General features: G+C 66.4%; 9 protein-coding genes and 1 tRNA gene. 4 read left to right on the forward strand and 6 right to left on the reverse strand.

Features of this window, described 5'->3' with window-relative positions; translation table 11 throughout:
* Positions 1–29: 29 nt before the first annotated feature.
* Positions 30–2774 carry an ATP-dependent helicase gene (locus tag MUG96_RS11765; protein ID WP_246982947.1) on the reverse strand — a complete coding sequence of 915 codons (2745 nt, stop codon included), beginning with the start codon at positions 2772–2774 and terminating at the stop codon, positions 30–32.
* 109 nt (positions 2775–2883) lie between these two features.
* On the opposite strand from MUG96_RS11765, the gene MUG96_RS11770 reads away from it, so the two are divergent.
* Both MUG96_RS11770 and katG read left to right on the forward strand, forming a co-directional pair.
* Positions 2884–3660, forward strand: coding sequence for an MBL fold metallo-hydrolase (locus tag MUG96_RS11770; RefSeq protein WP_246982949.1), 777 nt, complete (start codon positions 2884–2886; stop codon positions 3658–3660).
* 146 nt (positions 3661–3806) lie between these two features.
* A complete protein-coding gene (gene katG, locus MUG96_RS11775; RefSeq protein ID WP_246982955.1) occupies positions 3807–5963 on the forward strand; it encodes a catalase/peroxidase HPI in 2157 nt (718 codons plus the stop codon).
* A 27-nt stretch (positions 5964–5990) separates the two neighbouring features.
* On the opposite strand, the gene MUG96_RS11780 is transcribed toward katG, so the two are convergent.
* Positions 5991–7145 carry a sensor histidine kinase gene (locus MUG96_RS11780; RefSeq protein ID WP_246982962.1) on the reverse strand — a complete coding sequence of 385 codons (1155 nt, stop codon included), beginning with the start codon at positions 7143–7145 and terminating at the stop codon, positions 5991–5993.
* 112 nt (positions 7146–7257) lie between these two features.
* A complete protein-coding gene (locus MUG96_RS11785) occupies positions 7258–8322 on the reverse strand; it encodes an mRNA surveillance protein pelota (protein WP_246982964.1) in 1065 nt (354 codons plus the stop codon).
* 174 nt (positions 8323–8496) lie between these two features.
* Here MUG96_RS11785 and MUG96_RS11790 point away from each other — a divergent pair, with 174 nt between their 5' ends.
* Complete coding sequence (locus MUG96_RS11790) at positions 8497–8955, forward strand: DUF4870 domain-containing protein (RefSeq protein WP_246982968.1); 459 nt, start codon at positions 8497–8499, stop codon at positions 8953–8955.
* 182 nt (positions 8956–9137) lie between these two features.
* Here MUG96_RS11790 and MUG96_RS11795 read toward each other — a convergent pair whose 3' ends face one another.
* Together MUG96_RS11795 and MUG96_RS11800 are read right to left on the reverse strand one after the other, a co-directional pair.
* Complete coding sequence (locus MUG96_RS11795; protein WP_246982970.1) at positions 9138–9851, reverse strand: DUF502 domain-containing protein; 714 nt, start codon at positions 9849–9851, stop codon at positions 9138–9140.
* 493 nt (positions 9852–10344) lie between these two features.
* Positions 10345–10429, reverse strand: a tRNA-Leu gene (locus MUG96_RS11800).
* Between the two features lie 114 nt (positions 10430–10543).
* Here MUG96_RS11800 and MUG96_RS11805 point away from each other — a divergent pair.
* Positions 10544–12322 carry a hypothetical protein gene (locus MUG96_RS11805; protein ID WP_246982973.1) on the forward strand — a complete coding sequence of 593 codons (1779 nt, stop codon included), beginning with the start codon at positions 10544–10546 and terminating at the stop codon, positions 12320–12322.
* A gap of 3 nt (positions 12323–12325) precedes the next feature.
* Here MUG96_RS11805 and MUG96_RS11810 read toward each other — a convergent pair whose 3' ends face one another.
* Entirely contained in the window at positions 12326–12841 is a 516-nt protein-coding gene (locus tag MUG96_RS11810) for an MOSC domain-containing protein (RefSeq protein WP_246982975.1), read from the reverse strand.
* Positions 12842–12949 lie beyond the last annotated feature (108 nt).

Consider the following 12949-nt stretch of genomic DNA (forward strand, 5'->3'; position numbering starts at 1 on the left):
AAACTGGTAAGTGATCGGCAATCGTCGAATCAGCTACCGGAGACGACCGGGCCCGCGCCGTCCTCGTCCTCGATTTCGTCGAGGACGCGCTCGTGGAACTCCTGAAGGACACGGCTCTCGTCCTCGGCGAGGACCACGTCGCTCGCCATCAGCGTCGCGAGTCCGAACGCGCGCGGCGAGGGTGTCTCGACGCGGCGGGCCGTCACCGTGACGTCGCCCGTCTCGACCTTCGAGAGTACCGACTCGATGCCGCCGACGTTGAGTTTGTCCTCGAGGAGTTCCCGGTAGGTCTCCTCGATGACCGCGAAGTCGTCGAGGCCCTCGGCGAACCCGAGCAGCATATCGCTCGAGACCTGTTGTTGACTCGCGGACTTCTCGGTCCCCTTGTAGCGTTTGAGGATCATCAGCGCCCGCGTGGCGTTGATGCGGAAGTACCGCTTGAGGAGGTCAGTCCCGGACAGTGACGCCCTGAGGTCCGCTCGGACGGCCGACGGGTCGATATCCTCGACGACGCCGACGAGGTCGACCTTCCGGTTGAGCGGCATCGAGAGCGTGAAGCCGTGGTCCGCGACAGCCACCCCGACGTTGGCGTTCGCTTCCTGTGCCACGCGGTAGGCCAGGAGCCGCGAGAAGCCGTCGTTGAACCGCCGCCCGTAGTTCGAGTGAACGTAGTATCTGCGTTCGTACTCGCCGCGGTCCAGCTCCTCCTCGACGACCAGCCGCTCGTCAGTGCTGACGCTCTCCGGGCCGGCGAAGCGTATCTGCTCGGTGAACATCCGCGTGACCGCCCGCACGCTGTCGTCGTCCAGCGGCAACTCCCGGAGCCAGGCCCGGACCGCCGGCGGGCCGCCAGCATCGAAGCGGTCGAGGAGGTCCCGCTGGAAGGCCAGTATCTCCCGCCCGAGGTCGTAGGACAGCGGCAGGCGCTCCGAGAACCACGAGGGGACCGTCGGGCGCGCGCTCGTCCGGTCGACGTACACCTTCGAGCCCCGCCGGTACCGGAACGCGAAGTTCGAGCCGCCGAGGACGAACACGTCGCCCGGTTCGAGCGTGTCGAGGTACTCCTCGTCGAGGTTCCCCACCCACTCGTCGCCGCTCCGGGTGATCACGTCGCAAGTGAACGAGTCCGGGATGGTGCCGATGTTCGTCATGTAGATGACCCGGGCGAGGCGGCCCCGCTTGCCGAGGAGGTCCGCGCCGACCGAAAAGTCCGGGTAGTGGTGCTCGCCGTCCGGCGGGTCGTTCGTATCACGCCAGACCTTCGCGTAGACGTTCTTGTCTTCCAGGCCCTCGTAGTCGGCGGTGAGGTATCGCAACAACTGCTCCCAGTCGTCGTCGTAGTTCCGGTAGGGGTAGGCCCGCCGGAGGATGCCGCGGACTTCGGATTCGGGTCGCACGGCGTTGATCGCCATGCCGTAGACGTGCTGGGCGGCCACGTCCTGGGCGTTCTCCGGGACGAACACGCGGTCGACGAACCCCTCCTCGGCCTTCTTGAGCATCACCGCACACTCGACGAGTTCGTCCCGGTCGAGCGCGATCACGCGGCCCGTGACGGTCTCGCCGAGCTGGTGGCCCGCGCGGCCGACGCGCTGCAGCAGCGACGCGACGGATTTGGGCGACCCCACCTGCACCACGAGGTCGATATGAGGCATGTCGATGCCCAGTTCGAGACTCGTCGAGGTCGTCACCACGTCCAGCGACCCCTCCTTCAGCCCTTCCTCGATTCGTTGGCGCTCGTCTTTCGCGAGGCTCCCGTGGTGACAGCCGGAGTTGTCCTCGTCGTAGCCGTCGTAGCGCTCCCGGAGGTTCTGCAGGACGCGCTCGGCGCCCGACCGGGTGTTCGTGAACACGAGCGTGTTGGTGTGCTCGCCCACCAGCGAGTGGAGCTGGTCGTAGAAGCGGTCGTTCACGAGGTCCCGCGGCGTGTTGATGAGGTCGTCCGTCGGACAGGCCAGTTCGATGTCGAACTCCCGGACGAACCGCGTGTCGACGAGTTCGTACTCCCGCGGCGGGCCGCCCGGCTCCGCGCGGCCGACGAGGAACTCCGCCATCGTATCGAGCGGTTCGACCGTCGCCGAACAGCCGATGCGGGTCGGCGAGGTCTCGGCCATCGCCTCCAGCCGCTCTAGCGACACCGAGAGGTGAGTCCCGCGCTTGTTCGCCGCGAGACTGTGAATCTCGTCGACGACGACGTACTCGACGGTCCGGAGCTTCTCCTTGAATTTCGGGGAGTTCAGGAGGATCGCGAGCGTCTCCGGCGTCGTGTTGAGGATATGTGGTGTCTCGTCGAGCATCCGCTGGCGCTCGCTGTCGCTCGTGTCGCCGTGGCGGATCGCGTGTCTGAGCTCCACGTCCTCGCCGCGGTCGGCCAGTTTCCCCGTGATGCCCTCCAGTGGTACCTCCAGGTTCCGGTGGATGTCGTTTGCCAGCGACTTCAGCGGCGAGACGTAGAGGCAGTAGACGCTGTTGTCGAGACCGTTCTCGCGGTCCCGGCGGAACAGCTCGTCGATGACGGCGGTAAATGCCGAGAGCGTCTTCCCGCTGCCGGTCGGCGACGCCACGAGCGCGTTCGTCCCCTCGTGGATGAGCGGGATGGCCTCCTTCTGTGGCGGCGTGAAGAAGCCGTCGTTGCCGGGGACGAACTCGCCGAACTGTTCGACCCACCACTCCTGTACTACCGGCTCCAGGCGGTCGAGCACGTCGGCGTCGTCGATGTCGACCGTGGCGGGGTCGAAGGCCACGTCCTGCTCGGCGAGCAGGTCTCGTCCACCCATGCTGACCACGCGTTAGGGCGGGTTCCCAAAGTCGGTTCCGACCGCGGGGGATGCTCGCGACGTGAACGGGTGACCGAGGGTTGAAGGCCACGGCGGTCGGCTCGCCTGTATGCACGTCACTTTCCTCGGCACCGGGAGCGCGATGCCGACCGGCGAGCGCGTCCAGACCGGCCTCCTCCTCAATACGGGCGGCGACAGCCTCCTCGTCGACTGCGGCAGCGGCGTCCTCCACGCCCTCGAGCGAACGAACGTCGGCTACGAGGGTGTCGACACCGTCCTCCTCACACATCACCACCTCGACCACGTCTCCGACCTGCTGGTCCTGCTGAAGGCCCGCTGGCTCGCAGGCGAGGAGACGCTGACGATAGCCGGGCCGCCCGGGACCGCCGACCTCGTCGAGGACCTGCTCGACGTCCACGAGTATATGCGAGGCCGCCTCGACCTGACGCTCCGCGAACTCGACCCCGGCAGTTCGTTCTCGCTGGCGGGCTTCGAGGGGGACTCGATGGCGACCAGACACTCGATGGACTGTCTCGCCTACCGGCTCACGCATCCCGGGGACGGTGACGGAGGGCAGGACCCGCCGACCGTCGGTTACAGCGGCGACTCCGAGGCGTTCCCCGAACTGATCGACTTCTTCGACGAGACCGCCGTCCTCGCTCACGACTGCTCGTTCCCGGACGGCGTGGACGTGTCGAACCACCCGACACCGGCCTCGCTCGGCCGGGCGCTCGCCGAAGCCGACGCCGACGTCGGCCGGGTCTACCTCACACACCTCTACCCACACACCGAAGGCGTCCACGAGGAGATGCTCGACTCCATCGCCGACCACTACGACGGGGACGTACGGTTCGCCAGCGACGGCCTGTCGGTCGAAATCGAGTAAGTGCGTCGGGAGCGACGGGATCGTCGTGGTCCACACAGGACCGATGATTCGGGGCAGTTAAGACGTCACATAGATTTCTTGGTCGGAAGCGAAGATTCCCTACCGACTCCGACAACCCTAATATCCCAAAGCGACAGTATCCGATGATGAGTAAATCCAACCAAGACTGGTGGCCGGAGTTGCTCGATCTATCGGCTCTCGACCAGAACGCCCAGAAGACGGGGCCGATGGACGAGGACTTCGACTACGCGGACGCGTTCCAGGAGCTCGACTTCGAGCAGGTGAAAGCCGACCTCGAAGACCTGATGACGGAATCGAAGGACTGGTGGCCGGCGGACTACGGACACTACGGGCCGCTCTTTATTCGGATGGCCTGGCACAGTGCCGGCACGTACCGGACGACGGACGGCCGCGGTGGCGCGGCCGGCGGCACCCAGCGGTTCGAGCCCCTCGGCAGTTGGCCCGACAACGCCAACCTCGACAAGGCTCGCCGCCTCCTCTGGCCGATCAAGCAGAAGTACGGGAAGAACCTCTCGTGGGCCGACCTGATCGTCCTGGCCGGGAACGTGGCGATGGAGTCGATGGGCTTCGAGACGTTCGGCTTCGCCGGCGGCCGCGAGGACGCGTTCCAGCCCGACGAGTCCGTCGACTGGGGCCCAGAACACGAGATGGAGTCCTGGGACCGCTTCGACGAGACCGACGACCTGATGGACCACCTCGGCGCGACGGTGATGGGGCTCATCTACGTGAACCCCGAGGGCCCGGAAGGCGAACCGGACCCCGAGTGGTCGGCCGAACGTATCCGGACGTCGTTCAGCCGCATGGCGATGAACGACAAGGAGACCGCCGCACTCATCGCCGGCGGACACACGTTCGGGAAGGTCCACGGCGCCGACGACCCCGACGAACACGTCGGCCCGGAGCCCGCGGCCGCCCCCATCGAGGACATGGGCCTCGGCTGGGAGAGCGACTACGGCTCCGGCATGGGCGACGACACCATCACCAGCGGCATCGAGGGCCCCTGGAACTCCACGCCGACGATGTGGGACACCTCCTACCTCGACAACCTGCTCAACCACGAGTGGGAACCGGAGAAGGGTCCCGGCGGCGCCTGGCAGTGGACGCCCGTGGACGAGGACGAAGTCGAGAACGCGCCGGCCGCCCACGACCCCGAGGGCGAACAGACGCCGATGATGCTGACGACGGACGTCGCCCTCAAGAAGGACCCCGATTATCGGGAGATCATCGAGGAGTTCCAGAACGATCCGATGGAGTTCCTCGACGCCTTCTCGAAGGCCTGGTACAAGCTCATCCACCGTGACATGGGGCCGCCCGAGCGGTTCCTCGGCCCGGAAGTCCCCGAGGAGACGATGATCTGGCAGGACCCCCTCCCGGAGCGGGACTTCGAGCCTATCGGTGACGACGCGGCCGAACAGCTCAAAACGGAACTGCTGGACTCGGACCTGACGACCCAGCAGCTGGTCAAGACCGCCTGGGCCGCCGCCTCGACCTACCGCGACAGCGACAAACGCGGCGGCGCCAACGGCGCTCGCATCCGGTTCGAGCCCCAGCGTAGCTGGGAGGTCAACGAGCCCGCCGAACTGGAGACGGTGCTCTCGACCCTCGAAGACATCAAGGCGGAGTTCAACGACTCGCGCTCGGACGGGACGGCCGTCTCGCTGGCCGACCTCATCGTCCTTGGCGGTCACGCGGCCGTCGAGCAGGCCGCGGCGGAGGCCGGCTACGACGTCGACGTGCCGTTCGAGCCGGGTCGCGTCGACGCCGAGGAAGAGTGGACCGACGAGGAGTCCTTCGAGGCGCTCAAGCCGACAGCCGACGGCTTCCGGAACTACGTCGGCGAGGAGTTCGCGGAACTCGACCGCAAGCCCGAGGAGCAACTGGTCGACAGGGCCGACCTCCTCGACCTCACGCCCGACGAGATGACGGCGCTGGTCGGCGGCCTGCGCACGCTCGGCGCGACCTACGGCGACTCCGACCGCGGCGTCCTCACCGACGATCCGGACTCGCTGGACAACGACTTCTTCGTGAACGTGCTCGACATGGGGTACGAGTGGGAGGAAGCCGGCGAGGACGGGAACACGACCGTCTACGAGGGCTACGACCGCGAGACCGGCGACGTCGCGTGGGAGGCGACTCGCTTCGATCTCGTCTTCGGCTCGAACTCACGGCTCCGCGCCCTCTCGGAGGTCTACGCGGCCGAGGACGGCGAGGAGGAGTTCGTCCAGGACTTCGTCGACGCCTGGAGCAAGGTCATGACGCTCGACCGATTCGACCTGGAGTAACTCACCTCGCCCGTCCGGAACGGGTTTTCAGACTCGTTCGAGCGAAATCCGAAATTCTGCGCCGCCGTACTCGCTTTCCTGCACGCTGATATCGCCGCCGTAGGACTCGGTGAGTGCCTTCGCGAACCCGAGCCCGAACCCGGTCCCGTCGCTATCGGGGCCTTTCGCCCCCATCTCGAAGAGCCGGTCCGTGATGGCATCGGGGATACCGCTCCCGTCGTCGGCGATGTGGACCGTCACGCGGTCGGTGCTTTCGGTGACCGAGACGCGGACGTGCACCTCGCCGTCGTTGTGGACGGCGGCGTTCGAGATGACGTTCGTGAACACCGAGTCGAGGAGGTCACCGCCGAAGACGCGGTACTCGAAGGCCTCGGGGTCGTACTCGACCGTGAGGGGCTCGTACTGCTCCCGAGCGGTCGTGACGACGTCGTCGAGGATCGCGCGGAGCGACCGGGCGTCGGGTTCGTCCTGCTGTTCGAGCGTGGAGACGAGGTCGCCGACGCGCTCGATGAGGTCAGCCGAACTCCGGGCGGTCGTCTCGATGCGCTCGGCGTACTCCGCGGGTTCGCCCTCGACGCGTTTGCCGATCTCCCCGGCGAACGCCGCCACGACCTGGAGGTCGTTCCCGAGGTCGTGGCGCAGCAGTCGGTCGTAGAGTTCGACCATCTCCTTTCGCTTGGCGAGGTCCTGCCGGGCACGCTCCAGGCGTTTCCGGGAGCGGATGTTGCTGATCGCGGTCGCGGCGTGGGAGGCCAGTATCTCCAGTGGCCGGACGACCTCGTCCCCGAACGTCGCCTCCTCGACGGTCCGGGTGATGATGATCGCGACGACCTCGTCGACGATGGTCGCCGGGACAGCCAGCGTCGCGCCCACGTCGATCTCGTCGTCGGTGCCGGCCTCGTCGCCGGTGAGCATGACGGTCTCCTTGGCCTCGTAGGCCTCCCGCGCGACCGCCCCCGGTTCGTCGTCCGGCGAGACGCCGGGGTAGGTGCTGTGGACGACGCGGAGGTCGCCGTCGACGACCTCGACGAACGTGGCGTACGGGAACTCGAAGAGGTACTGGAGCGCCTCGATGGACAGGGAGACGACCTCCTCGACGGACTCGCAGTTGTTCAGCGTCTGTCCGTACTTGTTGAGGTCGGCGACCTGTCGGGCGAAGTCCGGTTGCTCCTCGAAAGACATCGGAGTGTCAGTCAACTACCTGACTATAACGGTACCACAACAAAACGGTTGTGGAGGAAACGAACTGGAAAGTCGACTGACTGGTGGTGGCTCCCGGGTCGCCGTCGACCGGTCACTCCAGGCGATACCGAAGGATCGCGGCGATCTCCCCGAGGTTCGCCAGCTGTCGCCCGGGGTCAAACTCGCTCGAGAACACCGTCACCTCGCCGCCTTTCTGCTCGGTCGTCTCGACGATGTCGTCGACGTCGACGTCCCAATCGCCGTCGCCCCGCTCCCGCCGCAGGGCCTGGTCGAGGACGAGCAGGTGCTCGACCGCGCCGAAGTCCGCCGCCTCCGCGACCGCGTCCGGGCCGTAGACTGCCTTCTCGCCGCCGCCGATTTCGGCCATGAGTTCGTCGATCAGGTCCGCCTCCTCGGCGATGCGTGTCTCGGCCTGGACCTCGTCGACCGCGCCGCGTTTGAGCACCTCGTGGACGCCGCGGTCCCCGACCGCGCTCGTATCGACGGTCGTGATCATCTCGGGCAGGTCGGGCGCCTCGTCGGCGATGTAGTCCAGCGCGTCCTGCTTCGTGAACCCCGGCCCGGCGAGGATGATCGCGTCCACGTCGAGCCGCGAGAGCACGTCCGTCAACTCCTGGAACAGTTCCTCGCGAGGGCGTGCGTACTCGCCTTTCCCCGTCGGCGCGGTGATCGAGGCGCGTTCCTCGGTCCCGAACTGCGCGACCGTGTGGACGTGGGCCTGCCCCTCCTCGACTGTCGCGACGGCCACGTCGGCGTTCTCGGTCGCCTCGACGGCCTCGTTCAGACGGTCCAGCTGGTCGGATTTCCAGTGCTTCGTGATCTCCAGTTCCTCGCGCTCCTCGACGTTGATGGTGTGGTGGTGGCCCAGTTGGTCCTCGCGGGAGCAGTCGACGATCTCGCCGCCGACTCGCAGGCGGTTGGCGAAACGGGCGAACTCCACGTCGTCGACGGCGAGCGTGACGTACATGTGCTCGCGCTCGCCGCCCGTGTCGCGCATCTGGTCGTCGTTGCGCTGGATGCGGCGGGTCGTGTCGCCGCCGACCTCGTCGCCGGGTTCGATGATGTAGGTCAGGTGCCAGAGGTCGTCGAGCGTCTCCGGGACCACCGTGATCCGCTCGCGGCCCCCCTCGACCTGGTGTCGGTCGGCGATTCGCATACCCCACGGTCGGACGGTGTCGGGAAAGAGTCCTCCGGTTTCGGCCGTCGAACGGGCGGACCCGAGGCCACCGCTACGCCTCGAAGGACTCACGAATGGGGCCTGTACCCGCCACCGCCGCCGAACACCTAGATATACTTATATACTATAGCGGCGTTAGTATTACTGATAATCATGGCAAACGAAACCGTCGCTGGTGAGGGAGTGGCTGCGGACGAACCCGGCGGGACCGAAGTGGCCGACCGTGAGTCCGGGACGGGCCTCGACGAGAACGTCGCGGGGGCGCTCTCGTACCTGCTCGGCGTCCTGACCGGCGTGTTGTTCTTCGTCGTCGACGGCGACCGGCCGTTCGTCCGCTTCCACGCGGCACAGAGCATGGTCGTCTTCGGCGGACTGTTCGTCGCGACTATCGTGCTCAGCGTTATCGGCGGCATCGTGAGCGCCATCGCGTTCACCGGGGGCATCGGCGGCGCCATCGTCGGTGGGCTCCTGTCGCTCGTGCTCCTCGTCGTCTGGCTGGTCGTAGGCGTCGGGTCGCTCGTGATCTGGCTCTACCTCATGTACAAAGCGTACAACGGCGAGACGCCGCGCGTGCCAGTGGCCGCCGGCATCGCAGACAGGTTCGTGAACTAAAAGCTCCGTCGTTCCTGTCTCGGCGAAACCCGACGGCGGTCTCAGTTTCGACCGGCCGCCCGTATACGGGGTGTGTATCCTGCATCGAACCGGCGACAGCGAGATACGAGAGCCCCCGGTCGCGCCCTGTGCGATGCACGACTAGTCTAAATTCGAAACGCAGTCCAGCGGCAGGCACCCCCTCAGGAGTCGTCCTGGTCGGGAGTACGCAGGTCCAGGGGAACGTCCGGGTCGTGTGGGTCCTTCTCGACTGCGACACCGAACGAGACGATCGAGGAGATTCCCTCTTCCACGGAGAGATCGACCGAATGGACCTCGCTCTCGGAGAGGTGGAGGATGAACCCACCCATGAACGGGTTCGGTCCCATCGGCATGAAGACGGTCATCATGTCGTCTTCTCCGGCCGCCGTTTCGATCTTCTCCGGGGGATGCGACGTCTGGAACGCGAGTGAGTACGTCCCCTCTTTCGGGTATTCGACGAGGACGACCTCCTGGAAGTTCCGGGTGTCCCCCTCTACCAGCATCTTGCTTATCTGATCGAGGGGTCCGTAGATAGACCTGATTCCGGGGATGTGTGCAATCGTGGCGTCCAAGCCGTCCTTCAGACGGTCACCGCCGAAGCGACTTTCGGTGATCACGCCGACGAAAAAGATAGTCAGGACCAGCACGATCAGGGAGATGAGCTGGGGGACGAGGCGCGATCCCATCCCCAATCCCTCCTGAATCGGGATCACGAGCGGATTCAACAAGCCCGAAAGGAATTTGACGATGAATAGAAACAGAAACGCGGTTATCAACACCGGCAACACGATGGCAGTTCCGGTGAGAAGTGTCGTCCGGAGGTAATCGTCGACACTGGTCTTCACATTGTAACGCGACCCATCGTCATCCACCATGCGCCACTCTTGTGACCGGAGGTGGATAAAAGCAGGCAGATTTTGCTGTTTCTTGACACGGATGTTCGCATCCTCGTGTCCGTCGGGGCTGCTGGTCCGGGTCGCTCTTCCTCGAACGACCCTCACCACGGTTTGACGGGCTTTCCGTGTCCGGGCATCCCACTTTCGGTCGATGCGAGCGCGAATCGACGCTGGACGGTCCCGGTACCACCCTCGCTCGGAGGTGGGCTACACAGTGTGGTATGGCGAGAGCATCCACCACTCGTGCCCTACCGCCCGATCAGAACGCGGGACCGGATTCGAACCGGATGAAACCTCGCTCCGCTCGGTGTCCAGGGCTCGAATCCGCTGGCGATTCTGCTGCTCGCGGTTTGCTCGCAGCAGAATGCGCGGGACCGGATTCGAACCGGAGGGAGACGGTCGCTCACGTCCGTTCGCGCTGCGACTCCAAGGGTTCCAATCGGCCCTGCTCGTTCGTCGCTTCGCTCCTCACTGCGCGGGACCGGATTCGAACCGGCGGACCCCTATGGGACAGCGTCCTAAGCGCTGCGCCTTTGGCCTGGCTCGGCAACCCGCGCGCGTCCGGCGATACGTGCAGACGCGCACAAGAACGTGTCGCTCTCGGCCGGCGGTTCGCCCGTCGATACCGGGACAAGAGACATACGTAGAGGTTCCGTACCGACGACGAGTTCATGAGACGAGGTGTCGCCGCACTCGCTATCGCCCTCCTCGCCCTCGCCGGCGGTACCGTCGTCTCGACCGCGACTGCCGCGCCACAGTCCGCACCGACCTCGACGGCTCCGGCTAGCAACGCGACGGCCTCCACGACCACAGCGGCCGACACCGGGACGGCTGGCAACGCAACGGCCACGACACCGCCGACCGTCAACGTCAGCGTCAACGGTGAATCCGTCTCGGACGGCGAGTTCCGCGTCCTCAGGGACGAGACGACGGCCGTGCTCCGTGCACGGATCGAGGCCGACAGCGGCCGCTCGCTGGACACCGTCCTCGTGCAGGTCGGCGACGAGATCGTAGTGGACCCCGACGACCCCGGCGACAGCGTCACGATCAACCGCACGCTCCCCATCGGCGCCGGCAACAACACCATCAGGGTCGTCGCGGAGGACGACCAGGATCAGCTCACCTCCACGCGCTTCCTGCTCTACCTCGAACGAGTCCCGCCGGCGATGGACCTCGAAACGCCGGTTGACACCGTCCCCGACCCCTACCAGTACGAGAACGTGGTCACGAACAGGACGCTGACGAACTGGAGCGGGCGCTTCCGGGATTTGACCGGCTTCCGGGACGCGACGGTGTCGTTCGCACACCCCGGTTCAGGTGACGTGTACCGGACGTTCAGCGTCGGGCCCGACCCATCGTTCGACAAGGAGGTCCTCCTCCGCTACGGGCGCACGGACGTCCGCGTCGTCTCCACGGACACGCTCGGGAACCGCCACATCACGACGTTCACCACGCGTGTGATAGACGAGCGCGGCCCGTCTATCGACCTCGGCATCGACGAGACGCCGCTCGAATCCCCCTGGTACAACGTCAGCGCGGCCGTCTCGGACAACGTCTGGGTTCAGAACGTCTCCGTCGACGTGTTGTACCTGGGGCGGACCCCGTACCAGGAGTACGGCCGTCACTACGAGCCGGTCGAGCGCGAGCGATACAGACACTCCGGGGAACGGCGGTCGGTGTCGTTCGAGCAGGGCGTGCGACTCCTGACGGGGCGGAACATCGTCTCCGTGACGGCCGTCGACCACCTCGGACAGGAGACGGTTCGGACCTTCGAGGTGGACTACTACCCCGAGCGCGAGCGACCGCCAGCAGTCTCCTTCCTCCGGAACGCGACACGGATCGAGGGCAACGAATCGGCGTTCGTCTCGGCGGTCGTGACCGACGCGAACAGCGACCTCCGACGCGTGATCGTGGAAGTCGAGAACCTCGACCGGCGACAGTTGACCGACGTGGAGTCCTACCGGCTCGACAACGAGTCGACGTTCCTGTTCGAGCGGTCGCTCGACATCGCGCCGGGCGTCAGCGAAGTCCAGATCACGGCTATCGACGGGGAGCGGAACCTGACGACGGAACACCTCTACATCGACACGCGCGCCGGGCGGCAGACTCAGGACCCGCCGCCGGGCTACGAGGACGTCGCGAACGACACCGACGACGGCACCGTCGACCCGTCACTCCCGGACGGTCCGACGACGGCCACGCCCGACCGGCCGACCACGGACGCACCGATGACCGAGGGGACACCAGAGGGCGACGGGACGGCGACCGCGGACGGAAGTGAGGGCGGAACCGACAGCGGTGAAGCGGCCACCGCCACGCCGAGCGGTGGTCCCGCCGCCGGTGGCGGCGGGCTCCTCGCCGGCCTCACGTCGCTGCCGGTCCTCGCGGCGCTGGCCGTCGTGCTGGTCGGTGGCGGCTACTACGTCTGGATCAAACTGACCCGGGTCTGAGTCTCAGTCGTACCGCTCCCTGATGGCGGCCGCGAGGTCGTCAGGGTCCGTCGTCACGGACTCGCCGATCCCTATCTCGTCGCCGACTGTAATTTCGCCGCCAGTCTCGACGCGGGCACAGATGCCGCCGCGGTCGCCACCGAGCGCCGCCGCGACCCCCTCCTCGTCGGCCACGTCTTCGACGTGCGCACAGGGTGGGCGCGGGCGCGTCCCCACGAGTGCTGCGTCCCCGATTCGGAACCGGGTATCGAGCAGGTCGCGAAGTTCGACCCCCTCGGTGACGACGTTCCGGCGGTGGCGGCCGTCGGTGAGGTCGATGCCGGTCTCGTCGAGAATCGTCGCCAGGGCAGCCGAGTCGACGAGCGTGACCTCGCACTCGTCGAACCCCGAGTAGTAGCCAGTGCCGCGGTAGTAGCGGTCGCCTTCGAGCCCGCGGTCGGCGACGGCCCGGACCGACTCCACGGGAGCCATGGGTTCGGATTCGGCCGCGGCCAACCAGAGCCGGGTGACGGTTCCCATACCTCGACTGGGGGTGCCACGAGCAAAAGCGACTCGTCGACGGGCCGTCGGTCGTGGCGAGTCCTGGGCACCGGCAGGGTTTACAACGATTCGGGGAGAAGGGCGTGT

Source organism: Halorientalis marina, from assembly GCF_023028345.1.
Lineage (GTDB): Archaea > Halobacteriota > Halobacteria > Halobacteriales > Haloarculaceae > Halorientalis > Halorientalis marina.